Source organism: Pseudomonas lurida (genome assembly GCF_013522705.1).
Classification (GTDB): domain Bacteria; phylum Pseudomonadota; class Gammaproteobacteria; order Pseudomonadales; family Pseudomonadaceae; genus Aquipseudomonas; species Aquipseudomonas quebecensis.
In genome coordinates this window covers 180618-207135 of record NZ_JAAMRE010000007.1, presented here as the reverse complement: position 1 = coordinate 207135, position 26518 = coordinate 180618, and the positions used below count along the sequence as shown (strand labels likewise).

The window sequence follows — 26518 nt, the reverse complement described above, 5'->3', positions numbered from 1 at the left end:
AGCCAACCCCAATTCGCCGCCCCGCCCTACCCCGCCTAAACTCTATTCAAGTTGTTTCAACGGACAGAGGATTCATCACCATGGGCAAACGTCATCCTAATCTCCCCGCCTGGCAATGGCGCCACTACCCGCAGAACCATCAGCACCCGACCAATCTGGCGCTGCATCTGATCGCAGTGCCGCTGTTTATCATCGGGTTTCTGTTGATCGTATCCGGGGTGTTCAGCCTGAGCGTGGCCAGTTTTGCCGTAGGAGTGGTCGGTATCCTGGCGGGGTTGGCGTTGCAGCGTCATGGGCATAGCCTGGAAGCTCAGGCCAGTGAGCCGTTCAGTGATCGCAAAGATGCGGTGCAACGGTTGGTGGTCGAGCAGTTCGTGACCTTTCCGCGCTTTGTGGTAAGCGGCGGCTGGTGGCGTGCCTGGCGGCAGCGCCAGCGGCATTGAGGATCAGGCGAACACCGCCACGGTCTGGCGGCTGATGGCGATCAGTTCGCCGGTCGGGCCCCACAGTGCGGCAGCGGCATGGCCGTAGCCGTCGCGGGCGTGTTCGATCTTGACGTAGTACTGGCACCAATCAAGGGTCGTGAGCTTCGCCAGCGGCTGGATGAGCTCAATGGTCCAGGTCAGGGTGCTGCCGGGCGCCGGCTTCTTGAGGTGCGGTAGCAACGCCGGGGGCCAGGCGTCGACCAATGCCAGGATATGCGCTTCGGTCAGCGGCTCCTCTTTCACATCGCCGCGCAGTCGGACCCATCCGCCCATCTCGCGGGATTTGTTGCCGGTAAACGGCAGGCCGCCAACGCTCCAGCGCATCGCCAGGTGGCGCATGAATTCAGGGGTCACGCCTTTGATGTAGGGCAACTCCCGGCAATCGTCCCAGTGTTTGAACGTCGGCGGTGGCTCGCTGGCTACGTCGATTTCCGACTCGCGAGCGCCGCCGAAACTGGCTTGCACCAGCGTGGCCACTTCACCGTTCTGCACCACGCGCCCCAGCAACTGGCTGACGGCCTTGCCTTCACGCAGTACTTCGACTTGATAACTGGCGGCGACCTCAGGCGCCACCGGGCCAACAAACGTCACCGCCAATGAGCGCAAGGGCCTATCGGTAGGAACTTGGGCGCGCAGGGCTTCGTATTGCAAAGCGGCTACCAGGCCGCCGAAAGTCGCTCGGCCTTGGCCCCAGTCGGCGGGAATCGTCACGTCCAGAGGGTGATGACGGGCAGCGTCGAGCAAATTACTGAAGTGCATGGTGACCTCAAAGCGAGAGACAGAAGGCAGATCTTAACGATCCTGCCTACGCGGTACAGCGCCTATTCCGGCCAAAAACCGGACCGGTCAAAAGCAACGCGCGCTGAGCGTGTCCAACACGCGATCCGACTGGCCCTCGGCTTTGTCCAGGGTGCGCTGCCACACCGCTACGCAGGGCTGCAGGTCTGCCTGATGGTCGGCCTGGGCCAACCACTGCAAGCAATCATGCCAGTCGCCAAGCACAGCCTGGGCTTTCTTGAGACGCGGGACGGCATTGGCGGGGAGCTTGTCCAACTGCGGGTACGCCTCGGCGGCGTAGCGCACGCGTTTGATCAACAAGCGCAGGCGATGCCGATCGTGGCCAGGCTCTTTGAGCGCTGCGCCGAGCTTATGCCATTGCTTGGCCAAGCGCTTTTCGATACGCGCACGCAAACCCTTGAGCAGCTTTTGGTGTTCGGACGCTCGTATAAAGCGCGGAAAAGCGTCCAGTATCTGTAACAACTGCGCAAGCTCAGGTGATTGAGCCACGTGACGATAGGCATCGGGCTGCGGCCGCAGGCGTCGATCCGCCGCCTCGTGATGACCATGCTGATGCAAATAAGTGGCGAGCACTTCTTGATCACGCAACGGCGTGGTCAATTGGCCGACCGCCCGCGCTGCGTCCTCCAACTGCTCCACGCCGGGTAAACCGCGCAACGGGCGCAGCAGGCTGCGCAGCCGGCGCACGGTAGTGCGCAGGTCATGCAGGGCCTCATCGTCGGTGACGGCAGCGAGCCGAGCCTGGCAGCTCAGTAACCCTACTTCCAGGCCAATGACCTGAGCGACTAACTGATCAACCAACGCTGACATCACTGACTCCCCTGAAAAGGTATGTTTCCTGACGGCTCAAGATGCGCGGTGCGGATCAACGGCCGGCGCGTGATTCACGAATATAGAAACGCGCTTTTTCGGCCTTATTGGCACAACCTTCAAACGCTTCGAATTGCTGCTGGGTTTTCGCGCCGGTCAACAGCGACAAGGCTTTGGAATAGCTCACGGTGCCGGCGAAGCCTTCGGCCTTGGCCAGGTCCAGTTCTTTCCAGGCGGCATCCAATTGCGACCCGCAGCTGTCGCGGTAGGCGGTTTTCCCGGCACAACCGGCCAGGGCCAGCACGATCACAGGTACACACATCCAGGCTTTCATTGATGACACCTCAAAAGGAAGAAACAGTCGTAGGGAGTAGACGTTGCCCACGGGGAAAAGTGCCTTGTCCACCAAGGGGAAATCACGCCCGCCGATTGCCAGAGCATACCCGAGCGGCGTGACTATTCTGGAAAAATTGTGCAGGTCGGCGCCGAGCATTGAAGCGGCCCCCTCAATAGGTGCATTGTGGGCGTCTGCGTTGGAAAGGACATGGACCATGAAGAAACGTGTTGCCCTGGTGCTGGGCTCCGGCGGGGCCCGTGGCTACGCCCATATCGGCGTCATCGAGGAGATCGAGCGGCGCGGCTATGACATCGCGTGTATCGCCGGATGTTCCATGGGGGCCGTGGTGGGTGGCATCTACGCCGCCGGCAAGCTGGACGAATATCGCCGCTGGATCGAAAGCCTGGATTACCTGGATGTGCTGCGCCTGGTGGATGTGAGTTTTCGCCTGGGGGCGATCCGCGGCGAGAAGGTCTTCGGACAGATTCGCAAGATCGTCGGCGAACTGAATATCGAAGAGCTGCGCATCCCCTACACCGCCGTCGCCACCGATCTCACCAACCAGCAGGAAATCTGGTTCCAGGAAGGTTGCCTGCATCAGGCCATGCGCGCCTCGGCGGCGATTCCCAGCCTGTTCACACCGGTGATGCAAGGCAACCGCATGCTGGTGGACGGTGGCCTGCTCAACCCGTTACCGATCGTACCCGTCGTCTCGAGCCACTGCGACTTGATCATCGCCGTCAACCTCAACGCGACCAACCAGAAGCACTATCAGCTGCCGGTCATTCCTCGCCCGCCGGCGTTCAAGAGTCGTTTCAACAGCCTGGCCAAGTCACTGGGCTCGCACTTGCCCTTTCGCCGCAAACAGGCCGAGCAGTTAATGAAGCTTGAACAGGAAGCGCTGCAGGCCCAGGCAGCGGATATCAATCCGTGGCTGGAGTCGGCCGAACCCGAATCGCAGCAACCGGCCGCCGCGCCGGAAAAACCCGGTGCGCCGAAGTCGGCGACCGGATCTTTCATCATCGATAATGTCGGCCCGGCGTCGCTGCTGGACCTGATCAACCAGAGCTTCGAGGTGATGCAAACGTCGCTGGCCCAGTACAAGATCGCCGGCTATCCGCCGGATGTGCTGATCAACGTGCCCAAGCGGGTGTGCCGTTTTTTTGAGTTCTACAAGGCACCGGAGTTGATCGCCCTTGGGCGGGAGATTGCCAGCGATACGCTGGAGCGGTATGAGAGTGAACAGCCTTGAAGGCGCCGGAGTCAGGCTTGTCCTGGTGAGCACGCTTGTTGTGGTGAGCAGGCTTGTTGTGGTGAGCAGGCTTGCCCTGCGCTGGGCTGCGAAGCGGCCCCACACCAGACAATGTGGTTTACCCGACAAACCAAGGCGCCTGGATTTGGGGCATACCCTCTACTCAAACGCCGGAAACGTATTTACGCCCCCAGCAACCGATACCCCACCCCGGCCTCGGTCACAATAAACCTCGGCTGCGTCGGGTCATCCGCCAATTTCTGGCGCAGATGGCCCACCACGATGCGCAGGTAGTGGCTGTCTTCGGTATGGGTCGGGCCCCAGATGTCCTTGAGCAGTTGTTGCTGGGTAATCACCCGACCGGGGTGGCGCGCCAGTTGCGCCAGCACCGCGTATTCCTTGCGGGTCAGCGCCACTTCGGCGCCGTCCAGCAGCACGCGGCGATAGGCCAGATCGACGGTCAACGGGCCGAAGCACAACGCGGCTTCCTGCGCCTCACCCGCCGGGGCCTGGCGCAACAGTGCACGTATCCGCGCGAGAAATTCCTGGATGCCAAAGGGCTTGGTCACATAGTCATTGGCGCCGCCGTCGAGGGCTTCGACCTTCTGCCCTTCGCTGGCGCGTACCGACAGCACCAGCACCGGCACCGTCGACCATTCACGGAATTCGCGCAGCACTTGCTGACCATCCATATCCGGCAGCCCCAGATCCAGCACCAGCAAGTCCGGCTTGCTCAGCGCCGCCTGGGCCAGGCCTTCGTTGCCGGTACCGGCCTCGATCACTTTGTAGCCCTGGGAGGCCAGGCTGATGCGCAGGAACTTGCGGATCTGCGGTTCGTCATCAATGACCAAAATCGTCGCGGTCTGGCTCATGGTGTTCCATCAAAATCCGGGGAGAAAACAGGGTAGCTCACGGCTCACGCTCCAGGCCAGGCTGGGTGGGCAGCGGCAGGTACAGACTGATGCAGGTGCCGCGCCCGTCGATGCCGTCGCCAACGCGAATATGCCCACCGTGCGCGCCAACCATCCCCTGGCAGATCGCCAGGCCCAGGCCAGTGCCCTGCCCGCCGCGATCACCGCGCGCAGCGGTGTAGAACATATCGAAAATCTTCGTGCGCTCCTCCTCGGGAATCCCCGGCCCTTCGTCAGCCACGGCGAAAAACAGCTGGTTGTCCAAGACCCCGGCCTTCAATTGCAGGCGCCCGTGGGGCGGTGAAAAGCGCGCAGCGTTTTCCAGCACATTGACCAGCGCCTGTTCGATCAACGCCGCGTGCACATACAGCAGCGGCAACTCCGGCGGCACATCGGTGCTCACCTGCAACGGCGCCAGCACCGCGCGCAGACGGCCCAGGGCGCTGCCGACGATATCGCCCGGCGACACCCAATCACGCGCCAGCTTGAGCGCGCCGTGGCCCAGGCGCGTCATATCCAGCAGGTTCTGGATATAGCGGTCGAGGCGCTCGGCCTCATCGCGGGTGCCCTCAAGCAGTTCGCGACGATCTTCCAGAGGGATGGCCTCGCCCAGCGCCAACAGGCTGTCGATGCTGCCGCGCATGGACGTCAACGGCGTGCGCAAATCGTGGGACACCGAGGCGAGCAAGGCGCTGCGCAGTTGTTCGGTTTCCCCGTGCAGTCGTGCGGACTCCAGCTCCTGCGCCAATTGGGCGCGGGCCAACGCCTGGGCCAGGGGTTGACTCAAGGCCGTGAGCAGGCGACGGCGTTGGCCGCTCAACTCAAGGCCGGGTTTAGCGCTGACGCCCAGCAAACCCAGCGGCCCCTCCTCCCCCGACAGCGGCCACCACCACCAACGCCCGAACGGCAAGGTGCCGGTGCCCATGCCCGCCGGCTGGTCGTGTTGCCAGGCCCAGTCGGCGGCGGCGCGTTCAGCTTCGGTGAACGTCAGCGGGCCGCCGTTCTCCACCGTCCAGCCGCCCTGACCGTCGCGATTGACCAGGCACAAGTCCAGATCGCTCCAGCCCTCCAAGTGATGCGCGGCCGCGCTGATTACCGCCTGGCGGTCGGTGGCGGCGGTGAGTTTGCGTGACAGGTCGAGCAGTTCGCTGGTCTCTTCCTGGGTATCGCGCAAGGCTTGCAGTTGCCGGCGCTGGCGCGCGGCGAGGTTGCCGGTGAGCGCCGCCATGAGCAGGAAGAACAACAGGGTCAGCACGTCTTCTTCACGCTGGATGGCAAATGAGAAGTTCGGCGGAATAAACAGAAAGTCATAGGTCAGGAACGACAACGCCGCGCACACCAGGGACGGTCCCAGGCTGCTGCGTACCGCCACCAGCAACACCGCCGCGAGGAACACCAGCGAAATATTCGGCAGCGGCAACACACTGGACACCGCCCACGCCACGCCAGCGGCCACCAGGGTGGCGACCACCGCCAGGGCGTAATCGAACCACACCAGGCCGCGCACTTCCGGTAGACGCGGCGCAGCCGGGGTATCGTCGCTGTCGAGCACGTTGATTTCCAGGCCCCGGGCATTGCGCAGCAGCCGTGCGGCCAGGCCGCCCCCGAACACCTGGCGATGCCAACGCTTGCGCGACTGCCCCACCAGCAGCAGGCTGGCGCGACGCTCGGCGGCGTGCTGGATCAAGGTCTTGGCCACCTCGCCGGCGCGCAACAGCACCACCTCCCCGCCCAGCCGCTCGGCCAATTGCTGGGCGTTTTGCAGGCGCAGGCGCGATTGTTCGTCCCGTGCGCGACCGTTGTCGATGTGCACCAGGCTCCACGGCAGATGCCGACGCTGCGCCACGCGGCTGGCGTGGCGCACCAGGCGTTCGGCCTGGGCATCGCCATCCACGCCCACCAGCAAACGCCCGCGCACCGCTGGCGCGGCCTGGCCGAGTTGGCGGTAGCCCTGGGCCAGGTCGTCGTCGACGTGGGCCGCGGCGGTCTGCATCGCCAACTCGCGCAGCGCCATCAGATTGGTCTGGGTGAAGAACGCATCGATGGCCGCGCGCGCCTGCTCCGGCACGTAGACCTTGCCGTCGCGCAGGCGCTCGAGCAGTTCGCGGGATGGCAGGTCGATCAGCAGCAGTTCGTCGGCCTCCTGCAACACCCAGTCCGGCAGGGTTTCACGCACCTGCACGCCGGTGATGCCGCGCACCTGGTCGTTGAGGCTTTCCAGGTGCTGGACGTTAACCGTGGTGAACACGTCGATACCGGCGGCCAGCAGTTCCTGGATGTCCTGCCAGCGTTTTTCATGGCGGCTGCCGGGGGCGTTGCTGTGGGCCAGCTCGTCCACCAGCACCAGCTTGGGCCTGGCCGCGAGCAGGCCGTCGAGGTCCATTTCTTCAAGTGTCACACCACGGTACTCGCGGCGCACCAAGGGTTGCTGCGGCAGGCCACCGAGCAAGGCTTCGGTTTCGGCGCGGCCGTGGGTTTCGACCACACCGGCGATCAATTTCACACCCTGGCGCAGCTGGGTATGGGCGGCCTGGAGCATTGCGTAGGTCTTGCCCACACCCGGCGCGGCCCCAAGAAAGACTTTGAGCCGGCCACGGCCGTCCCGGGGCAGATCGGCTAACAGGGCGTCGGCGCGGCCGGAGTCGCTCATGCTCGTTGGTTCCTTACGGTATTTATTGGTTGCGCTTCAGGCCGCCTTCACGGGCAAGCCCGCTCCCACATTTGGAATGCATACTCCTGTGGAAGCGGGCTTGCCCGCGAAGGCGGTTTCACTGCTTACAATTTTTCCAGGGCCATGTTCAATGCCAACACATTCACCACCGGCGGGCCCACCAGCGGGCTTTCGATGTGTTCATCCAGCAACCGCTGCAACGTGGCCACGGGCACGTTCCGCGCCGCCGCCACGCGCGCCAGTTGATAGGTAATCGCCTGCGGTGGCAAGTGTGGATCAAGTCCGCTGCCAGAGGTCGTCAGCGAGGCCAATGGCACCGGCCCCTGGCTGGGCACCAACTGTTTAGTGGCATCGTCGAAGACGCGCGCAGCCAACGCCGGGTTGCTCGGCCCGAGGTTGCTGGCGCTGCTCGACACCGTGGCAAAAGCGCCGGCGGACGGACGCGGGTGGAACCAGCTGTCACCGGTAAATTCCTGGGCGATCAGGCTGGAACCGCGCACTTTGCCGCTGGCGTCGCGCACCAGGCTGCCGTTGGCCTGGTCGGGGAATGCCAGCTGGGCCACGCCGGTGACCACCAACGGGTAAGCGATGCCGGTGATCAGAGTCATCAGAACCAACAGGCTGATGGCTGGGCGAATGATAGGGGTCATGTTCATATCCTCAATCAGTTGAGAAACCCGGTGGTGAGAGAGCCGGGGCCGCTGCCCGAGCAAGCGCCCTCACCACGCAAACAGGCTTGGAGTTACACCAGGTGCAAGGCGGTCAGCAGCATGTCGATGGCCTTGATGCCCACGAACGGCACCAGAATCCCGCCCAGCCCGTAGATCAACAGATTGCGGCGCAGCAAGGCCGCCGCACTCGCCGCCTGCACCCGTACACCGCGCAGTGCCAGCGGGATCAGCACCACGATAATCAGCGCATTGAACACAATCGCCGAGAGGATCGCGCTCTGCGGGCTCTGCAGGTGCATCACGTTGAGCACGCCCAGTTGCGGGTAGATCGAGGCAAACAACGCCGGCAGGATCGCAAAATATTTGGCCACGTCGTTGGCGATGGAAAACGTGGTCAGCGCGCCGCGGGTCACCAGCAGTTCTTTGCCGATCTGCACCACGTCCAGCAACTTGGTGGGGTCGCTGTCGAGGTCGACCATGTTGGCGGCCTCGCGGGCGGCCTGGGTGCCGTCGTTCATGGCCATGCCGACATCCGCCTGAGCCAGCGCCGGGGCGTCGTTGGCGCCGTCGCCGCACATCGCAACCAGGCGACCGTCATTCTGCTCATGGCGAATGCGCGCGAGTTTTTTCTCCGGAGTGGCTTCGGCGAGGACGTCATCCACGCCGGCTTCGGCGGCAATCGCGGCGGCGGTCAGCGGGTTGTCGCCGGTGACCATCACGGTGCGAATCCCCAGCTTGCGCAGCTCGGCGAAACGTTCACGGATACCCGGTTTGACCACGTCCTTGAGGTGAATCGCGCCGAGCAATTTGCCATCGGCACACACCAGCAAAGGCGTGCCGCCGCTCTGGGCGATCTTGTCGATCTCCCGCGACATGGCCGGTTGCAGGTCGCCGCGTTGCAGGCCGATAAACGCCAGCAGCGAATCCACCGCGCCTTTGCGGAACACGCGGCCTTGGTAGTCGACACCGGACAAGCGGGTTTCGGCGCTGAACGGCACGCCGGTCAGTTCATCCGGGGTCGGTTCAGCCTGTGGGTGCAGGGCGCGCAGGTATTCGACGATGGATTTGCCTTCCGCGGTGTCATCCGCCAGGGACGCCAGCAGCGCGCCCTCGGCCAGCTCGCGGCCGCTTATGCCAGGCGCCGCCAGCACTGCCGCGCAACGACGGTTACCGAACGTGATGGTGCCGGTCTTGTCCAGCAGCAGCACATGCACGTCCCCCGCCGCTTCCACGGCGCGGCCGGACTTGGCGATCACGTTCAGACGCACCAGACGGTCCATGCCGGCGATGCCGATGGCCGACAACAAACCGCCAATGGTCGTAGGAATCAGCGTCACCAGCAGTGCGACCAGGAACACCAGAGGCAAGCTGCCATTGGCGAAGTGGGCGAACGGCTGCAGCGTCACCACCACCAGCAGGAAGATCAGGGTCAGGCCGATCAGCAGAATGTCCAGCGCGACTTCGTTGGGAGTTTTCTGGCGTTTGGCGCCTTCCACCAGCGCGATCATGCGGTCCAGTGTGGACTCGCCGGGGTTGGCGGTGATCCGCACCAGCAGCCAGTCGGAAACCAGCCGCGTGTTGCCGGTCACAGCCGAACGGTCGCCGCCGGACTCACGGATTACCGGCGCGGATTCGCCGGTGATCGCCGCCTCATTGACCGCCGCGATGCCTTCGATAACCTCACCGTCACCGGGGATCATCTCCCCGGCGGCAACGCGCACCACATCGCCTTTACGCAAGCTGGTGGCCGGCACGACCTTGAAGCTGCCATCGGCTTCCTTGCGCCGCGCGCTGAGCCCTTCACTGCCGGCCTTGAGGCTGTCGGCGCGGGCCTTGCCACGCCCTTCGGCCAAGGCTTCGGCGAAGTTGGCGAACAGCACGGTGAACCATAGCCACACGGCGATTTGCACGGCGACGAACGTGGGCACCGCCGTGTCCGGCACGAAGCACAGTACCGTGGTGAGGATCGCCGTGAGTTCCACCACCAGCATGACCGGCGAGCGTTGCAGTTGACGCGGATCCAGCTTGACGAAGGACTGCACCAGTGCCGGGCGCCACAGCGCGGAGATGGCGGTCTTGGCCGGCTCCTGGGGTTTGACCGGGGCGGCATTTTTTACAGGCATATTCATTTTCATATCCCTTTTCTAGAAGCCCATGCTCAAGTGTTCAGCAATAGGCCCTAACGCCAGTGTCGGCAGGAAAGTCAGGCCGCCCACCAGCAGAATGGTCACGGTCAACAGGGTCACAAACAGCGGGCCGTGGGTCGGGAAGCTGTTCTGGCCAATCGGTGCGCTCTTCTTCATCGCCAGGCTGCCGGCCAGGGCCAGTACCGGGAGGATGTAACCGAAGCGGCCGATCAACATGCCCAGGCCCAGCATCAGGTTGTGGAACGGCGTGTTGGCACTCAGGCCGCCGAATGCCGAACCGTTGTTGGCGCTGGCGGAGGTGTAGGCATAGAGCAACTGGCTGAAGCCGTGGGGTCCGGGGTTGCTGATGGCGGAGGCCGGGCCCGGCAGGCTGGCGGCGATGGCACCCAGTACCAGCACGCCCACCGGCATCACCAGCAAGGTCACCACCAGCAGTTGTACTTCTTTGGCCTGCAGTTTTTTGCCCAGGTATTCCGGGGTGCGGCCGATCATCAGGCCGGCGAGGAACACCGCAATCAACACGTTGAGCAACATGCCGTACATGCCGGCACCGACGCCGCCGAAGATCACCTCGCCGACCATCATATTGACCAGCGCCACCATGCCGCTGAGGGGGCTGAGGCTGTCCTGCATGCCGTTGACCGAGCCGTTGGACGCGGCGGTGGTGGTCACCGACCAAAGCACGGTGCCGGTGGTGCCGAAGCGCGCTTCCTTGCCTTCCAGCGGTGCGGTTTGCTCCACCGCCGGGTTGTTCAGGGTCGGGTTGGGCTGGTACTCGGACCACAGCGAGGTCGCGCCACCGATCAGGAACAGCGCCAGCATGCAGCCGAGGATCGCGCGGCTCTGACGCAGGTCTTTGACGTAGTGACCAAAAGTGAATACCAACGCCACCGGAATCAGGATGATCGACGCCACTTCGAACAGGTTGGCCCAGGCAGTCGGGTCTTCAAACGGATGGGCCGAGTTGACGCCGAAGAAACCACCGCCGTTGGTGCCCAGTTGCTTGATGGCAATCTGGCTGGCCGCCGGGCCCAGGGGGATCACTTGATCCACGCCCTGCATCGTTACGGCATTAACGTAATGGGCGAAGGTCTGCGGTACGCCCTGCCACACCAGGAACAGCGCCAGCACCAGGCACAGCGGCAACAGGCCATACAGGGTGGCGCGAGTCATATCGACCCAGAAGTTACCCAGGGTGCGCGCGGATTTGCGGCCGATCCCACGGCAAAGCGCGACCAGCACGGCAAGGCCGGTGGCTGCGCTGACGAAGTTCTGCACGGTCAAGCCGGCCATCTGACTGAGGTAGCTCAGGGACGCCTCACCGCTGTAGGACTGCCAGTTGGTATTGGTCATGAAACTGACCGCCGTATTGAACGCCAGCGTCCATTCCTGGCCCGGCAAATTCTGCGGATTCAGTGGGAGAGCACCTTGGAACAACAGGATCGCGAACAACAGCAAAAAACCCGCAAGGTTGAACGCCAGCAGGGCCAGCATGTATTTCTGCCAGCTTTGCTCCTGCTGCGCGTCCACGCCCGACAGGCGATAACAGGCTTTTTCGACAGGCCCCAGCACGGGGCTCAGCCAGGTGCGCTGGCCTTCCATTACCTTGTAGTAGAACCGCCCCAGAAACGGCGCCGGCACCAGCACCACGGCGAAGAAGGCGATGATCAGCCAATAGTCATAACTGTGCATAGCCTGCTCCTAGTTCCGATCCGCGCGTAACAGCGCAACCAGCAGATAAATGAACAGCGCCACGGCCAATAGCAGTGACACCCCGTCCAGAACGCTCATGGAAGTCTCTCCGTTTAGCGGCGAGTGCCGCGTGTGGGGCAATTGTCGGCAGGAATGGTGTAAAGGAACGAGAGCGAGGGCGTGGGCGGGGCGTAAAGACGGCGTAAAGAGTGGGTTTATGCGGGTGCTGGTGCTGGGGTGGACGCTATCGGGGTTCAAGCCCCCTCCCACATTTGCCCGGGTACATCCTAGGTCAACCTGTGGGAGGGGGCTTGCCCCCGATAGCGCCGGCCCGGCCACCGCCGCACCTGACTGGTGCAACACCACAAAACTTCAAACGCCAAACCATCCCCCACACGACAGTTGCGCCGCTTTACGACACGGTTGCGCAGCATGGCATGGCCGCTGCAACACCTTGAACCATTCCAACCCGTTCAAGGAGCGCCACACGATGAACACACAACTCAAACCCACCTTGGGCACCTTGCATCTCTGGGGCATCGCCGTCGGGCTGGTGATCTCCGGGGAGTACTTCGGCTGGAGCTACGGCTGGGGTGTAGCCGGAACCCTGGGGTTCCTGGTGACCTCATTGATGGTGGCCGCGATGTACACCTGCTTCATCTTCAGCTTCACCGAGCTGACCACCGCGATTCCCCATGCCGGCGGGCCGTTTGCCTACAGCCGTCGAGCCTTCGGTGAGAAAGGCGGCCTGATCGCCGGGTTGGCCACCTTGATCGAATTCGTCTTCGCGCCACCCGCCATCGCCCTGGCCATCGGCGCCTACCTGAACGTGCAGTTCCCGGCCCTGGACCCGAAACACGCAGCCGTCGGCGCCTACATCGTCTTCATGGGTCTGAACATCCTCGGCGTGAAACTCGCCGCCACCTTCGAGTTGGTGGTGTGCGTACTCGCCGTCGCCGAACTGCTGGTGTTCATGGGCGTGGTCGCGCCGGCGTTCAGCTTCAGTAACTTTGCCCTCAACGGCTGGGCCGGCTCCGACACCTTTGGCGCCCCGGCGATTGCCGGCATGTTCGCGGCAATCCCCTTCGCCATCTGGTTCTTCCTTGCCATCGAAGGCGCGGCCATGGCCGCCGAGGAAGCGAAAGATCCCAAGCGCACCATTCCAAAAGCCTACATCAGCGGCATCCTGACCCTGGTGATCCTGGCCATGGGCGTGATGTTCTTCGCCGGCGGCGTGGGCGACTGGCGCGCCCTGTCGAACATCAACGACCCATTGCCACAAGCCATGAAAACCGTCGTGGGCGACAGCTCCGGCTGGTTGCACATGCTGGTGTGGATCGGCCTGTTCGGTCTTGTGGCGAGTTTCCACGGCATCATCCTGGGCTACTCGCGCCAGTTCTTCGCCCTGGCACGCGCCGGTTACCTGCCACCTTTCCTCGCCAAGTTGTCGCGCTTTCAGACACCGCACCGCGCCATCATTGCCGGCGGCGTGGTCGGTATCGCCGCCATCTACAGCGACGGCCTGATCAACCTGGGCGGCATGACCCTGACCGCGGCAATGATCACCATGGCCGTATTCGGCGCCATCGTGATGTACATCATGAGCATGCTCAGCCTGTTCAAACTGCGTAAGACCGAACCGCTGCTGGAGCGCACGTTCCGCGCACCCGGTTATCCCATCGTGCCGGGCATTGCGCTGGTACTGGCGGTGGTGTGCCTGGTGGCAATGGCCTGGTTCAATGCCTTGATCGGGCTGATCTTCCTGGGCTTTATGCTCGCCGGCTTCATCTACTTCCAACTGACCGCCCAGGACCGCGCCGATGCGCCAGCGGATGCGATGCTGACAGGGCTTTAAGGTTTCTGAGGCGGAACAGGCCTACACTGAACTACTCAGAAAGCCTGTAACTCAAAGCAGTTATTCCCGTGGGAAAACTCTCCCACGGCAATCTGCCTCAAGGAGAGCGTTATGCCGTGGTATGCATGGTTGATTTTAGTGGTGGCAATCGGGTCGATCGTCGGTGGCCTGATGATGCTGCGCGACAGCGCCAACAAGGTTGAACTGACCGACGAACAACGCAAGCGCGTGGCCGAGCGAAATGCGCAGGCGGATGCCAAGGATGCGCAGGATCGCTGAACCTTGGGTTATTCCCAAGCCGCCCTGGCGATCTGCAAACCGTGCTGTCCCTTATAGGCAGCACGTTCCGGCTGGCTCCAGCCACTCAGCAACTCGTCCTCCAGCTTGTAAACCTCAACCCCCAACGGCCGACACACCGCCAGCGGGTCCTGCGCATCCGGCCCCCACATCGGCAGCGACAAATCCCCACCCGGACAGGTCGACAGCGCACACAGCAGATCGATTTCGGCAAAGAACTCCAGATAATCGCCCTTCTGCGCCGGACAGGCTTTCATGAAGTACATGTCGTCATGATTGAGGCCCGTGCATTGGAAAATATTCAGCACATCGTGCACGTCGAACTCCGTCAGGCCGTGGGGTAAAACCGCGCGGGTCAGATTCGAGTGGCAGTGGTGGTGGAAGTCTTCGCCGGTGAGCATGCGGTTCACATAGGGGTCGCAGCGCGTACCGAGCAGATCGTGCAGGCGGCCGCCGTGCTCGTCGATACCGTAGTTGGCCAGGCTGTCGTCGGTGATGGTGACCAAGGGCCTTAGAAAGGGCAGGTTCGACCATAAACGGTCGTGAGTGCTGACATGGGCTCCCTGCAACTGACGCGTACGCGCTGCCCATAAACGCTCGCGTGGATCGTTGGCGTTCCATACATTGAAGTCGCCGACCTGCGGGCCCACCGGCGTGGTCACACGAAACACATGCCCGGCCGGCACCTTCCACGCCCTGCCCGTGCGGATCGGCACCTCGAACTGTTCGATCAACGTGCGCCGGGTCTTTTGATCACGAATGCGCTCATAGAACGCCGTATCCACCTGCAACGCCGAACCTTTGCTGACCTGGTACGCGGCGGGATAGTCTTTGTACATGGGGCAATCCTCCATCAAAGGTGATCAAAGAGAGCGAGGGAAAGGTGTTCGGAATCGTCCAGGTAGAGGCTCATCGCCTCGCTGGCGGCTGGCTTGTCGTTATTGGTTAGTAACCTGTAAATCTCACGGTCCCGTTCCAGCCAAGGCGCCTGGAAGCCCTGTTCGTCGGGCGCGGCGCAAAACACCAGGCGCAATTGAGCGATTATCTGGGCGAAAAACTCATTGAATAATGGGCTTTGCAGCAGAGCGACAATTTGTTGGTGGAACAATAGGCTATGGGTGGCCACTGATCGCCAATCTTCGCGCTCGTGGGCCAGGGTGGTGGCGTCTATAACGTCTTGCATGCGTTCGGATTGCTCGTGGGTAAGCGCAGCACTTTGGGCAATGGCCTGCAATTCGAGCGTACGGCGCACGACAAATAAATCCCGAACCTCGTCACGCTCGAGTCGCCGGACCATTACGCCTTTGTTGCGCACGTAGCGGGTCAAGCCTTCCTGACCCAAGCGATGCAAGGCTTCGCGAATTGTGTTGCGAGAAGCATTGTAGGACTTGACTAGCTCGGCCTCGACCAAGGCCATACCCGGCAAGAGTCGGCCACCAATGATATCGGCACGTAGTTCCAGACCGATTTGGTCGGCTAGAGACAGAGTTGCTGGCATGAGTACCTCTTGATTGTTGAACAATCTTTTATATAGAGGTAACCAATTTTCATGCCAACGATACGTGTGATAAGAAAGGCCGGTCGGTGACCGGCCTGCGGGGGGCATTAATTAATCGACAACCGATCGCGATTTTTTTCCAGCAACGCCTTGCCGATACCCTTCACCTCCAGCAATTCGTCCACCGCTGTGAACGGACCATTGCTCTCGCGGTAGGCAATGATAGCCTTGGCTTTCGCGGCACCAATGCCGAACAAATCGCGACGCAGAGTTTCGGCATCAGCGGCGTTGAGGTTTACCTTGGCGGATTGCTCAACCTCGGCCATCTGTGCGGTGATAGAAGCCGGGGCCTCGGGTTTGATGGAGGGTGCCGCATTGGTGGCGATGGAAAGGGAAGCAAGAAAAGCGAAAACAAGAGAGGAAACATAAGTGTTTTGCATTGATGACGCTCCATAAAATCGTTAAGAGAAAAGCAGCTTTTCCAAAGCTGCTTTTCAAATTTAGGCGATATTTCGGACTAGTCAAAAATGCATGAGTTACAGAGTGTTAACTACGGTTCTAGGCGACGTTGCTGGTATATCCAGTCAACGATTTCGCCATCGGGAGTGTAACCACTAACGGTGTCACGAAGGAGCTGGCGGACCCGGGTGTAGTCGTCATGATCAACTGCAGAGAGCAACTCAGTCAGCTTTCCTTTGAGTATTTCCCATGGAATGTAGTCTTCATTCGCGCTCATTATCATTGGGTGTCTTGTGGGCACCACATTATCACCGATAAGTAGCTCTTCGTAGAGTTTCTCGCCGGGACGGAGGCCGGTAAATTCGATCGCAATATCACCGTGAGGATTTTTATCCGAACGAACACTCAAGCCAGACAAATGAATCATTTTTTCTGCTAACTCGACAATCTTTACAGGTTCCCCCATATCCAGAACAAATACGTCGCCCCCCATACCCATAGACCCTGCCTGTATCACCAATTGTGCGGCTTCGGGAATTGTCATGAAGTAACGAGTAATCTTTGGATGTGTAACAGTAAGCGGACCGCCAGATTTTATCTGCTTATGAAAGAGTGGAATCACGGAACCCGAGGATCCCAGAACATTTCCAAAACGAACCATCGTGAAGCGCGTTTTATTAATCTCAGAGGCATTTGAATGACTTCTAAAAAGTACGGGAGCCACTTCACGACTTAATGCTTGTAGTGTTAACTCCGAGAGACGTTTCGTACTTCCCATAATATTGGTTGGTCGTACAGCTTTGTCAGTAGAAATAAGAACAAAATTATCAACGCCTGCTTGCAAAGCAGCTTGCGCAGTGTTAAGGGTGCCGACAACGTTATTTAACACACCCTCCGCAATATTATGTTCTACCATAGGAACATGCTTGTATGCAGCGGCATGATACACAGTATTAACCTTCCAGGTTTTCATGACATCGAGCAATTTTGATTGATCGCGCACAGAACCCAGTATTGGAAGTAGCTTTACTGATAACGACTCCCTGGCTATTTGTTGTTCAAGCTCCGACAGTATGCTATATAGATTATATTCACTATGTTCAAACAACAAAAGCGCCGTTGGACGCAACAGTAATATCTGCCTGCACAATTCCGAGCCAATCGAACCACCGGCTCCAGTGACTAAAACGCTCCGTTCTTTAATGCAATGCTCCAGCAGGTCACCTTGGGCTGGCACGGAGTCACGACCAAGAAGGTCGGCAATATCTACTTCTTGGATGTCATCTACTTTTACTCGGCCGCTTGCAAGATCCATGAAACCTGGGACACTTCTGACATGTAGAGGGAAACCTTCGAGATACCCAAGTATTTCACGTCGACGACCACGATTTGAAGAGGGGATGGCCAACAGTATTTCCTGAGCGCCAGTGATATCAATCATCTTCTGTATGTGCTTAGGTTTGTATACCTGCAGCCCAGCTATAACACGATCAGTGATACTGATGTCATCATCAATGAAGGCGACAGGACGCATTAATCGTCCCATTCTTAACGCTGCGACTAGCTGATTACCAGCAGCGCCAGCACCGTAAATTGCTACTTTCGGCAGGCCATCGTCTCGGTTAGTAAAAGGCATATGCTGGGCTGCAGCAAACCAATCGCCCAAAAAGTACTGACGCATGGCCAAGCGCAAGCCGCCAATCATTATCAGACTGAGCCACCAATAATTAAAAATTATTGAGCGTGGCACTACATTCTGGTGATTGCTATACCAATAAACTACTACACCCAAAATTAACGAAGACAGACTAACCGCTTTAATTATAGCGATAAGGGCATCATTACCAAAATAACGCATGACCGCACGGTACATACCGAAACGAACAAATAAGGGAATTGCTATAATTGGCGCGCTAAGAAAAAGCCAGAAATGGGCAGTTACTGGATTGACCATTTCATCAATACCCAGCCGCACCAAAAATGCTAGCCATAGTGCAAACCACACTAGAATCACATCAGTTATTACTTGAATCAATCGTTTTTTTCTACGAGGTAGTCCTTGTAGAAAAATACGAATCTCTTCCATCCCCACGCTAAAACCCTCCGGACCCAAATCTACACCGCTGCTAAACTTAAATTATAAAAATTTAAGACTACATGCTGCTATGTTATGCAAAAATTATACAAGAGCAAAAATAATATGCACTAATTGGATTCGGTAGCGAGCATTAGTACGTCTTCCAATACATTACATGTTTTATTTATCTCGTCATCGGTAAGCGTAGGATGGACCAAAAACATCAAACTGGTCTCTCCCAGTTTCTGAGCAACGCACAGGCGCTCTACTGGACGCCAGCCCGTATTGTCAAACGCTTTCTCAAGGTATACCTCTGAGCAAGAGCCAGAATAACAAGGAACTCCGCGCGAAATAATCTCCTGAATAATACGATCTCGGTTCCAGCCCGCAGCTAGCTTCTCAGATCGTACAAAGATGTAGCACTTATAAGCCGCATGTTCGATATCCGACGGAATCGCTGGGACCCTCAATCCATCCAATTTGGAAGCCCGCTCCCAAATCTGTATGGCATTAGAAAGGCGAGCGGCGTGCCACTCAGGCATTTTTCGCAGTTGGATTCGGCCTAGTACCGCTTGGACTTCAAGCATTCTCCAATTCGTACCAAAACTCTCATGCAGCCAGTTAAAACCAGGAGAGTGTGGCCGTTCGTATACGGCCTCCCAGCTTTTGCCATGATCTTTAAAAGACCACATAGTTGACCACAAGTAACGATCATTGGTGGTAACCATACCGCCCTCACCACCAGTGGTCATAATTTTATCCTGGCAAAACGACCAAGCCCCCACATGTCCTATAGAACCAACAGCGCGACCTTTGTAACGGGCACCATGCGCCTGAGCACAATCTTCGACCACCTTCAGGTTATATTGCTCAGCCAGCTCCATAATTGGGTCCATATCACACGGCCAGCCGGCGAGGTGCACACATATAATCGCTTTTGTTTTGGGCGTAAGAACCGCACGGATCGTTTCTGCAGTAATATTTTGAGTATCCGCATCCACCTCGGCAAAAACAGGTTTAGCTCCTGAATTTACGATACTCGACACCGAGGCAAGAAACGTGCGTGGAGTAACTACGACTTCATGTCCTGGACCGACACCTAATGCTTTAAGCGCCAGATCAAGCGCTACAGTGCCGTTGGTCAGTGCAATTGCGTATTGGGTTCCTGCCCAAACGGCAAACTCCTTTTCTAGCTCGCGACACTCCTGCCCCGTCCAATAATTGACCCTGTTGGACAAAATTACATCTTTTACCGCGTCAGCCTCCTCCTCAGAGAATGAAGGCCAAACAGAAAATGGAGTATTTAGCACTGACAAATCCGTCTATTCAAAAAATAAAAAATCCGTAAACCGGACGCCTCAAGAACTCTTCACAGGGCGGGCTGGGACGCCTACGACCACAAGGTCATCGTAAATATCTTTAACGACCGCCGACCCAGCGCCCACAGTCACCCGCATACCAATACAGACCATTTGTTTTACGCAAGAGCCTATGCCCACCCAGGAGTAGTCCCCTACGGTTACGTTCCCGGCCAGCCTGGCGCCAGGACATATGTGCACATTAGTGCCCAATACGCAGTCATGGTCAACACTGGACCCTGTATTGATAATCGCACCGGTTCCAATAATTGCACATGCGTTGACACAAGCACCAGCAAACACAACTGATCCCCTGCCAATTTCGGCGTACCTGCTCACCGTCGCACTCGGATGGACGATACTGACAATTTCCGCCCCCGCAGACTCAAGCAAGCTCAACTTTTCGCCCCTTGCCTGGTTATGGCCGATCGCAACGATGACCCCCTGAAACTCATCGAGCCGCTTTAACAAATCAGAAGTCGTGCCGCAGATCTCCCAACCGGCATTCTGCGAACGGTCCGGCCAAGAATCCTCGAAAAAGCTGACATGAGCCCATCCGCAACACTCAGCGGCATCAGCAACAACCTTGCCATGGCCGCCAGCCCCAAGGATCGCAAGCTTCTTCATCAGTTTTTTCCTGTAAATTTAGACATCGTTACTTCGCCTTCGGCCCCGATACCTTCACGTGCAATTACTTTTTTTATCGTTAAGAACAGAATCTTTATATCCAACCAAAGCGATCTGTTTTCCACATACCATACATCCAACTTAAATTTCTCCTGCCAACTCAACGAGTTGCGACCGTTAACTTGCGCCCAGCCAGTTACCCCTGGACGCACCTCATGCCGACGATTTTCCTCAGGACTGTAGAGAGGTAAATATTCTGGCAACAGAGGTCGAGGCCCCACCAAACTCATATCGCCCCTCAGTACGTTCCATAATCCAGGTAGTTCATCTAGACTACTGGCCCTTAAGAAAGAGCCGAATTTAGTCATTCGTTGAGCGTCAGGCAATGGCAAGCCATCATCACCATTGGCATCCAGCATTGTACGGAACTTGAATATTTCGAAACTGGTGCCATTGATACCTGTCCGCGTCTGGTTAAAAAGCACCGGACTGCCAAGCTTTTTCTTGACAAGTACTGCGACTAGGATTAGTGCCGGAGACAAGATCAACAGCATGAGAAAAGCAACGACTATATCAATAACTCTTTTCATCATAAAACCTGTAAAACGATGATTTATCATTTACGGCTGAGCGCCTCGTACTCATCGACCAAGCACTTGGAAACTACCGCCGTATCGAATTTCTCTTCGGCACGGTTTTGTGCGTAAGTGGCCATTTTGAGCCGAAGCGCATCGTCGTCAAGCAAAAGCGATAGTGCGCTCGCGAGGGCCTCTTCATCACGCACGGGAACGAGCAGACCAGATTTTTCGTGTACAACTGCATCGGTTAGACCGTATATCGATGTACCGACTGTAGGCGTGCCCATTGCAGCAGCTTCGATGACTACGGTGCCAAACCCTTCCCGATAGCTGGGCAAACACAGAATATCAGCCATCCGCATGTACTTTTCCGGCTCATTTGAAAAACCTAAAAACTTAACCCTTTGAGATGTTAGCGGGTTAATCGCAGACAGTGCCAACCGCCCATCTTCTTCAAGAGGCCCGACCAAAACGAGATACGTGTCCGCGTTGGTCGCGCATAGAGTATTGAAAGCGCCGACTAACTCCTTAATACCTTTATCGGCAGTTATTCTACCAACGAAGAGTATGACTTTAGATCCAAGGGGTAGACCGATAGAGGACTTAAATTCGGAAATCTCTTCGTCACTATATCGATCTCGTCGAAAACGCTTTAAATCTATTCCCGCAACTGAGCCTTCACCTAATACTGATATTTTCCTTTTTGATACAATACCATTGGCAATTAGGAATTCCATCTGACTATTGCTGTCTGCGTAGCACTTAGTATTCAAAAACCCGATCAGCTTATCGCAATTTTTAAGTAATAGACTTTTAAAACCATTCATCGTTGCCCAAGGTTGACCGGTGAACGTGTGCAACCTTACCTTGTTACCTGCCAGCTTTCCGGCAAGAGCACACAGCAGGCCTGCTTTGGGTGTCGTAGAGTGGATAATGTCAAATTTTTTCCGTCGAAAAATTAAAAACAACGCAATTAAACCGATAAAATCATTAATTAAATCAATTTTTCTGGGGATATTAACAATACTAAAGGTTATATCTTTAATATCGCGTACTTCATTGGAGTGCTCCCCATCACTGGTGATAACATGGACATCAGCACCAGCTTCCGTTAAATACTGAAGTTGCTTTCTCAAATGAGCAACGACAAAAATCGGCACTGTTGCGACTCTAGCTATTTTAAGACTTTTAACGGTCACTTATCCTCTCCCCTGACGTAGCAATGCAATTTCGCTTGGGATACAAACTCCCTTTAAGCCGAGAAACTGATATTATTTGGAAACCACCTCACCAATGTGTACAGGCACCGAACGCTTAGGTACGAAACCTAACTCTGTCTTAAGTTTTTCCGTACTATAAGTTGTTTGACTCACGAGCGAATCAATTCGTTCCTGAGTGACCGGAGCTGACATGATGAAGCGAGTAAAATAGGCCCCCATCCTTACTAGAAACTCCGGAAACCGATATTTTGGATAGGGCACGCCCATAGCATCAGCTAGACCATTGATCAACGCTTCCAATGGACAATCGTTAGAAACATTGTAGATGTTGTTTTTTGCACGCTCGTCAATACCCGCTTTAATCAACACATCTACCACATCGTCAACATGCACATACGTAGAAATTGCGCCTCGTGCACCAACGAAAAAAAACAAGCCACGTTTGATCAAACTCGCTAACTGGCGCAATGATGAATTAGGCATATCGGCTGCAAAGATGTTAGAGGGCCGGATTATACTAAAAGTAAAACTTCCTGTAGCCGCCGATTTAATGATCAATTCATCAGCTTCAGTTTTCGTGTTTTCATAAGGCCCCTTTGGATTTGAAGGTGTCGACTCATCCACAACCCTGCTTCCGCGTGCAGAACCATAGGCTCCTACGCTACTCAACTGAACCAAATGAATTTTCTTAGTAGGTTCGCGCTTTTGCCGGCTGATTGATGCGAGAATCTTTTGCATAGCACCAACGTGCAGATCGTGCATAGCTGACTCATTACGAATCTCACCTGCACAGTTGTAAATAACATCGCAACCTTGGACTAGCCTATCAAAATCCAAGTCTCCAGAGACCAAATCGCCACATATATATTCAATAGAATCATGCGAGTCGTAATTAGATCTTCTACTGAGAATACGAACATCGTGACCTGCGAGGACCAACGAAGCCAACAGCCTAGCGCCGACAAACCCACTCGCGCCAAATATTAATACCTTCACAAAGCAACCTCCAATTACTGAACGTCCACGACCTAGCTCATTCTTCCGCTATTTCTACGAGCTTTTTGCTACGAAAGATTTTGTTCCTATAGGCGCTTTTCAAATCAGCAGCATGAAGATATAACACAATCGAGAATAACGGCATCACTTGCAAACCCTTCGATGTGATAATTAGAAAAAGTGCGATAAGCGAAAGCGCAAACAACCTAATGTCTATTCTGCCAGGAAAATAGCTGTCAAATAACAAGCTTATTAGACAGTGCGAATTCAGTAATATAAAAATTAGCAGCGAACCCAAACCAGAGAAATAGAGTATTCGCAGATAGCCAATATCCGTACCCATATAAAACTCCAGCGCATCTGCACTTCCCGAAAAATATTTACCTGCACCAAACAGATATACGTCAATCGAGCTCGGAAAAATATACATATCAGCCATCCCTGCAACACTATGACTCGATAGCTGCCCGTCATCTAGATAATTTCGAAAAAGCTCCGTAGCCTCATAAAATGGACCTGACGTTACAAAGAGGCCAATGGTCAGCATAAGAAAAAATGAAACAAGCAAAATCATCTTAAAACTAATGCCCCGACGAATAACACCAAAAATAACGTACGCTACTATTGCACTTCTCGCCATAGCCATCGAAATTGGGAGCATAAATATCAGGAAGATGTTCTTAAGAACACTCGAACCAGATATCAAAATATAATAAAAAGCCGCCACGATTAACATCAGCGCGCCGTCAACATGAAAGAGACCAAAGCCAAGCGCACGTAGGCCATATACATACTGGAAAACTTCTGCTGACCTCGGGGATATAAATCCTAACAAGAAGGCATAGACCGATGCATTCAAGACCGACATCACGATTACAAAAAGTTGGAAAAGCAACCATATAAGTAAAGCTTGAGGCTTATCTTTCAACACTCTATAAACGACATATCCAAAAAAGAAGTTTAAAATAATTTTACTAGACAATACAAAATGAAAAAAAAGGTCTTGCAATGTGCCACTACCATACCAACAGGCAAATATGCCACCCAATAACCAGACCGTGAATAATCCAAAAAAAACTAGCATCAGCGAGCCTTTAATGAACATCATTCTGAAAAAACCGAGCAGAAAAAATGGTATCAATAAAATCGCCATAGGCAATTCTGTCCCATATACGCGGGGAAATCCGAGCACCAGCAATAATACCAGCATAGAGGTAGGTAACGACATTTCCCTGTTTCTCATTACGTTAGCCGCCTATCTGTTAAACTATTCATTTTCGCTAGAACAACAAAAAATTATGGAGAATTAAAACACGTCTTAAATTTTCATTATATATTAGAACGGCGACTGATCTTGTAAAACCTATAAAGCTCAACTAAATCAGCTACACGTGGAATCGCCTTTGCCTTTATCAACACTTTCAAAGCATATTTCGTGCTACTTCTTAAGTGCAGTGCATCCAATATCAAGGTCATCAGTGCACGAGCAGCAATTTCCTTCCTAAACTCGGGATACCTGTCTAAGAAATCAAGCTGGCTATTGCTTACAAACCTCCTCATTTGGTCGGTTGGCTTGCCACCGCTGGATAATCCTGCCGAATGTAAGCGGTACATTCCTAGTACATCTTCGAGAACGTAAGCATAACCCCCACCTAAAAGACGTACTGAAACATACCAATCAAATGCATCGATTGTGCATGTATCGTCCCAAAAATATCTTTCAACGCGGTACATTGTGGAGCTGTGGACGGCTACCGAACCGTACAATAATAAGTCGCGAACAAATAACTTACGTTCAATAATGGGCGACCCCACGGCAGGCCGTACATAAGTGGCGCCTACTGAGTTAAAAAATTTAGCTTGGTGCCAGACCAAGTTGCATCCTTCGTTCTGATCGAGATAGTCTGCCTGCCTTTGCAACTTCCCCGCGCACATTAGATCATCCCCATCGATGTGGGCTACATATTGACCGCGCGCACGAGCATGAACAGATGTATAGTTACTTGTAAAACCAACGTTTTTCTCATGATAAACAGGTAAAATTAGATTTGGATAGTTTTCCGCAAATTCTGAAATTATTTTTTTTGTGTCATCCGTAGACGCGTCATCTCCTACAATTATTTCAAAATCAAAATCACATACTTGATCCACGATACTCTGCAAGCACGCCCCTATATATTTTTCCTGATTATAGGAAACTACGCATACCGAAACCTTATAACTAGTTACTTTAATTTCATTCATAACATTTTCATCCTCTAGCTAGGACCTTACTGGAAAATATAGATCTGCTATAGGAGGATCCTAATATTGCAGTTGCTAATACGACCAACCCGAAAAAGGTTAAATAGACAAAGCTATTACCATTGTAGTGGAAAACCTTTAGCATGACGTATTCGAATAAGGCACCGATTAATATTGCGGGAAAAATAATGGTGAGAACGTCTCTCATAATCCACTTCAGATGAATGCCTGGCTCAAGTTTATAGTGAACATAAGCAACCCATACAAATAGATAAATGGCGTTCATCGCCACCCAGACAATACCTGCACCTATGGCGCCATATTCTCTTGCCGCCAAGATTATCAGCGGAATCAAAAATAAAAGCAGTCCTAAATTGCCGAACAGGTGATATTTTAAATTACCCTTTGCATACTGGAGATAGTAAGGAAAAGCACCAATTGAAAGAATCCCGTTACCTAGGCTGTACAATGAAAGTATTGGAGAAACTTCCTGTGCAAGTTTTGCATCTCCCGTCCATAGGTATACCACCGTCTCAGAACAGAAGAACATTGTGATCGCTGCTGCACCTGAGATGACACTGACTATCTGCGTGGCATCACGATAAACCTTAATCAGATCCGACCTCATATTCTCCATATGTAATTTCGCCATTCTTGGCATGATCGCCAAACTGATAGGTCCACTGATGACCATAATACCGCTAGCCATTAGCACCGCTAGAGTAAAGTGCCCATATTCGGACAACGCTAGCACGTTAGATAAAATTAACTTATCCGACTGGGTTACCAGTATCCAAACCGCAGATGTAAAAGCGATAGAAAGAGAAAATTTTAAGACTGGCTTGATCGGCTCTATAGACCAACCTATTCGCTCAGCTCCCAATATTGGAAGTAGTAAACGGCTTTTATAGAAAAGACCAACCACTTCTATGACCGATACTAATAATTGAAACCAAAAGAAAACAAAGGGTGTCGCGCCATATAACAACATAACAGGTAATACGACGACGAAACGTAGTGTTGCAATGATTACGTTAAAAGCACTCAACCATATTATCTGCTCTGAACCGGATACCACGCCGCGATACAGTCCACCAATCCAGCGAAGTGCGATTGTAATAGCCATAATCTGAAGCGCTGTTTGAATGTCATTTGCACTCAAAGCTACTGGTTTCAACCAACTGGCACTTATTTTTTCAGAGAGGAAAAAAAGTACCCCGCCACCGATGAAAGCCAAGCCGTAAAAAATACAACTAAGCACCCGAAACAATCTGCGAAACTCTACACCGCCGGAAGCGCCCGCCCTATAACGCGCTGTTTCACGGCCTATCGTTGGGGTCAACCCCATGTCCAATAGACTGAACCAAGCTTGAAGCATTGTGAAGAAACCTATCAATCCATAGGCCTCTGCCCCCATATACCGTATGTATAATGGCAGTATTAAAACACCTATCAAGGCCACGTATATTTGACTTACGTAACCTGAAATTATGTTCCCTTTCAAACTCAATTCTATTATTCCCTGACATAACTAA

At 55.2% G+C, this 26518-nt stretch carries 25 protein-coding genes; 4 read left to right on the top strand and 21 right to left on the bottom strand.

Annotation, left to right across the window (positions count from 1 at the left end):
• The first annotated feature begins 80 nt into the window (after positions 1-80).
• On the top strand, positions 81-443 hold the full coding sequence (locus G7025_RS09055) for an Mpo1-like protein (protein ID WP_181078284.1): 363 nt from the start codon (positions 81-83) through the stop codon (positions 441-443).
• 3 nt (positions 444-446) lie between these two features.
• On the opposite strand, the gene G7025_RS09050 is transcribed toward G7025_RS09055, so the two are convergent.
• From G7025_RS09050 to G7025_RS09040, 3 genes are all read right to left on the bottom strand, one after another.
• Positions 447-1244, bottom strand: a complete 798-nt coding sequence (locus G7025_RS09050; RefSeq protein ID WP_181078283.1) for an acyl-CoA thioesterase — start codon at positions 1242-1244, stop codon at positions 447-449.
• A gap of 87 nt (positions 1245-1331) precedes the next feature.
• The gene (locus G7025_RS09045) at positions 1332-2093 is read right to left on the bottom strand and encodes a CHAD domain-containing protein (protein WP_181078281.1); all 762 of its coding nucleotides are present in this window, start codon (positions 2091-2093) and stop codon (positions 1332-1334) included.
• 55 nt (positions 2094-2148) lie between these two features.
• Positions 2149-2427, bottom strand: a complete 279-nt coding sequence (locus G7025_RS09040) for a hypothetical protein (protein ID WP_034096561.1) — start codon at positions 2425-2427, stop codon at positions 2149-2151.
• Positions 2428-2644: 217 nt separating this feature from the next.
• On the opposite strand from G7025_RS09040, the gene G7025_RS09035 reads away from it, so the two are divergent.
• Positions 2645-3682, top strand: a complete 1038-nt coding sequence (locus G7025_RS09035) for a patatin-like phospholipase family protein (protein WP_181078279.1) — start codon at positions 2645-2647, stop codon at positions 3680-3682.
• A 182-nt stretch (positions 3683-3864) separates the two neighbouring features.
• Here G7025_RS09035 and G7025_RS09030 read toward each other — a convergent pair whose 3' ends face one another.
• The 6 genes from G7025_RS09030 to kdpF all read right to left on the bottom strand — a co-directional run bounded on the left by G7025_RS09030 (position 3865) and on the right by kdpF (position 11873).
• Positions 3865-4554, bottom strand: coding sequence for a response regulator (locus tag G7025_RS09030; RefSeq protein WP_181078277.1), 690 nt, complete (start codon positions 4552-4554; stop codon positions 3865-3867).
• A 37-nt stretch (positions 4555-4591) separates the two neighbouring features.
• A complete protein-coding gene (locus G7025_RS09025) occupies positions 4592-7243 on the bottom strand; it encodes a sensor histidine kinase (protein WP_181078275.1) in 2652 nt (883 codons plus the stop codon).
• A 125-nt stretch (positions 7244-7368) separates the two neighbouring features.
• The gene (gene kdpC, locus G7025_RS09020; RefSeq protein WP_181078272.1) at positions 7369-7914 is read right to left on the bottom strand and encodes a potassium-transporting ATPase subunit KdpC; all 546 of its coding nucleotides are present in this window, start codon (positions 7912-7914) and stop codon (positions 7369-7371) included.
• 92 nt (positions 7915-8006) lie between these two features.
• Positions 8007-10070, bottom strand: a complete 2064-nt coding sequence (gene kdpB, locus G7025_RS09015; protein WP_181078270.1) for a potassium-transporting ATPase subunit KdpB — start codon at positions 10068-10070, stop codon at positions 8007-8009.
• A 9-nt stretch (positions 10071-10079) separates the two neighbouring features.
• Complete coding sequence (gene kdpA, locus G7025_RS09010; protein ID WP_181078268.1) at positions 10080-11774, bottom strand: potassium-transporting ATPase subunit KdpA; 1695 nt, start codon at positions 11772-11774, stop codon at positions 10080-10082.
• A gap of 9 nt (positions 11775-11783) precedes the next feature.
• Positions 11784-11873, bottom strand: coding sequence for a K(+)-transporting ATPase subunit F (gene kdpF, locus G7025_RS09005; RefSeq protein ID WP_003218754.1), 90 nt, complete (start codon positions 11871-11873; stop codon positions 11784-11786).
• Between the two features lie 391 nt (positions 11874-12264).
• On the opposite strand from kdpF, the gene eat reads away from it, so the two are divergent.
• Together eat and G7025_RS08995 are read left to right on the top strand one after the other, a co-directional pair.
• A complete protein-coding gene (gene eat / locus G7025_RS09000; RefSeq protein ID WP_181078266.1) occupies positions 12265-13629 on the top strand; it encodes an ethanolamine permease in 1365 nt (454 codons plus the stop codon).
• Positions 13630-13740: 111 nt separating this feature from the next.
• The gene (locus tag G7025_RS08995) at positions 13741-13908 is read left to right on the top strand and encodes a DUF2897 family protein (protein WP_012722955.1); all 168 of its coding nucleotides are present in this window, start codon (positions 13741-13743) and stop codon (positions 13906-13908) included.
• Positions 13909-13916: 8 nt separating this feature from the next.
• Here the strand turns inward: G7025_RS08995 and G7025_RS08990 are convergent, their stop codons facing one another.
• From G7025_RS08990 to G7025_RS08935, 12 genes are all read right to left on the bottom strand, one after another.
• Positions 13917-14765, bottom strand: a complete 849-nt coding sequence (locus G7025_RS08990; protein ID WP_181078264.1) for an urea carboxylase-associated family protein — start codon at positions 14763-14765, stop codon at positions 13917-13919.
• A 14-nt stretch (positions 14766-14779) separates the two neighbouring features.
• Positions 14780-15424 (bottom strand): GntR family transcriptional regulator, encoded by a 645-nt coding sequence (locus G7025_RS08985; protein WP_181078262.1) that lies wholly within the window; start codon positions 15422-15424, stop codon positions 14780-14782.
• 107 nt (positions 15425-15531) lie between these two features.
• Entirely contained in the window at positions 15532-15864 is a 333-nt protein-coding gene (locus G7025_RS08980; RefSeq protein ID WP_034096551.1) for a ComEA family DNA-binding protein, read from the bottom strand.
• 110 nt (positions 15865-15974) lie between these two features.
• A complete protein-coding gene (locus G7025_RS08975; RefSeq protein ID WP_181078260.1) occupies positions 15975-17969 on the bottom strand; it encodes a polysaccharide biosynthesis protein in 1995 nt (664 codons plus the stop codon).
• A gap of 119 nt (positions 17970-18088) precedes the next feature.
• Entirely contained in the window at positions 18089-19270 is a 1182-nt protein-coding gene (locus G7025_RS08970; RefSeq protein WP_181078258.1) for a DegT/DnrJ/EryC1/StrS family aminotransferase, read from the bottom strand.
• 48 nt (positions 19271-19318) lie between these two features.
• Positions 19319-19945, bottom strand: coding sequence for an acetyltransferase (locus G7025_RS08965; RefSeq protein ID WP_181078256.1), 627 nt, complete (start codon positions 19943-19945; stop codon positions 19319-19321).
• On the bottom strand, positions 19945-20538 hold the full coding sequence (locus G7025_RS08960) for a sugar transferase (protein WP_181078298.1): 594 nt from the start codon (positions 20536-20538) through the stop codon (positions 19945-19947). Before G7025_RS08960 ends, G7025_RS08965 begins: the two co-directional genes overlap by 1 nt.
• Before the next feature lie 23 nt (positions 20539-20561).
• Entirely contained in the window at positions 20562-21722 is a 1161-nt protein-coding gene (locus tag G7025_RS08955) for a glycosyltransferase (protein WP_181078254.1), read from the bottom strand.
• Positions 21723-21794: 72 nt separating this feature from the next.
• Positions 21795-22739 (bottom strand): NAD-dependent epimerase/dehydratase family protein, encoded by a 945-nt coding sequence (locus tag G7025_RS08950; protein WP_181078252.1) that lies wholly within the window; start codon positions 22737-22739, stop codon positions 21795-21797.
• 37 nt (positions 22740-22776) lie between these two features.
• Complete coding sequence (locus G7025_RS08945) at positions 22777-23967, bottom strand: hypothetical protein (RefSeq protein WP_181078250.1); 1191 nt, start codon at positions 23965-23967, stop codon at positions 22777-22779.
• Between the two features lie 101 nt (positions 23968-24068).
• A complete protein-coding gene (locus G7025_RS08940; protein ID WP_181078248.1) occupies positions 24069-24983 on the bottom strand; it encodes a glycosyltransferase family 2 protein in 915 nt (304 codons plus the stop codon).
• Positions 24984-24990: 7 nt separating this feature from the next.
• Positions 24991-26487: an oligosaccharide flippase family protein gene (locus tag G7025_RS08935; protein ID WP_258197659.1), complete on the bottom strand. Its 1497-nt coding sequence runs from the start codon at positions 26485-26487 to the stop codon at positions 24991-24993.
• Positions 26488-26518 lie beyond the last annotated feature (31 nt).

Excerpts from the sequence above, each read along its gene's own strand:
- G7025_RS09055 (WP_181078284.1), top strand. The coding sequence starts at position 81 with ATGGGCAAACGTCATCCTAATCTCCCCGCCTGGCAATGGCGCCACTAC.
- G7025_RS09050 (WP_181078283.1), bottom strand. The coding sequence starts at position 1,244 with ATGCACTTCAGTAATTTGCTCGACGCTGCCCGTCATCACCCTCTGGAC.
- G7025_RS09045 (WP_181078281.1), bottom strand. The coding sequence starts at position 2,093 with ATGTCAGCGTTGGTTGATCAGTTAGTCGCTCAGGTCATTGGCCTGGAA.
- G7025_RS09040 (WP_034096561.1), bottom strand. The coding sequence starts at position 2,427 with ATGAAAGCCTGGATGTGTGTACCTGTGATCGTGCTGGCCCTGGCCGGT.
- G7025_RS09035 (WP_181078279.1), top strand. The coding sequence starts at position 2,645 with ATGAAGAAACGTGTTGCCCTGGTGCTGGGCTCCGGCGGGGCCCGTGGC.
- G7025_RS09030 (WP_181078277.1), bottom strand. The coding sequence starts at position 4,554 with ATGAGCCAGACCGCGACGATTTTGGTCATTGATGACGAACCGCAGATC.
- G7025_RS09025 (WP_181078275.1), bottom strand. The coding sequence starts at position 7,243 with ATGAGCGACTCCGGCCGCGCCGACGCCCTGTTAGCCGATCTGCCCCGG.
- kdpC (WP_181078272.1), bottom strand. The coding sequence starts at position 7,914 with ATGACCCCTATCATTCGCCCAGCCATCAGCCTGTTGGTTCTGATGACT.
- kdpB (WP_181078270.1), bottom strand. The coding sequence starts at position 10,070 with ATGAAAATGAATATGCCTGTAAAAAATGCCGCCCCGGTCAAACCCCAG.
- kdpA (WP_181078268.1), bottom strand. The coding sequence starts at position 11,774 with ATGCACAGTTATGACTATTGGCTGATCATCGCCTTCTTCGCCGTGGTG.
- kdpF (WP_003218754.1), bottom strand. The coding sequence starts at position 11,873 with ATGAGCGTTCTGGACGGGGTGTCACTGCTATTGGCCGTGGCGCTGTTC.
- eat (WP_181078266.1), top strand. The coding sequence starts at position 12,265 with ATGAACACACAACTCAAACCCACCTTGGGCACCTTGCATCTCTGGGGC.
- G7025_RS08995 (WP_012722955.1), top strand. The coding sequence starts at position 13,741 with ATGCCGTGGTATGCATGGTTGATTTTAGTGGTGGCAATCGGGTCGATC.
- G7025_RS08990 (WP_181078264.1), bottom strand. The coding sequence starts at position 14,765 with ATGTACAAAGACTATCCCGCCGCGTACCAGGTCAGCAAAGGTTCGGCG.
- G7025_RS08985 (WP_181078262.1), bottom strand. The coding sequence starts at position 15,424 with ATGCCAGCAACTCTGTCTCTAGCCGACCAAATCGGTCTGGAACTACGT.
- G7025_RS08980 (WP_034096551.1), bottom strand. The coding sequence starts at position 15,864 with ATGCAAAACACTTATGTTTCCTCTCTTGTTTTCGCTTTTCTTGCTTCC.
- G7025_RS08975 (WP_181078260.1), bottom strand. The coding sequence starts at position 17,969 with ATGGAAGAGATTCGTATTTTTCTACAAGGACTACCTCGTAGAAAAAAA.
- G7025_RS08965 (WP_181078256.1), bottom strand. The coding sequence starts at position 19,945 with ATGAAGAAGCTTGCGATCCTTGGGGCTGGCGGCCATGGCAAGGTTGTT.
- G7025_RS08960 (WP_181078298.1), bottom strand. The coding sequence starts at position 20,538 with ATGATGAAAAGAGTTATTGATATAGTCGTTGCTTTTCTCATGCTGTTG.
- G7025_RS08945 (WP_181078250.1), bottom strand. The coding sequence starts at position 23,967 with ATGTCGTTACCTACCTCTATGCTGGTATTATTGCTGGTGCTCGGATTT.
- G7025_RS08940 (WP_181078248.1), bottom strand. The coding sequence starts at position 24,983 with ATGAATGAAATTAAAGTAACTAGTTATAAGGTTTCGGTATGCGTAGTT.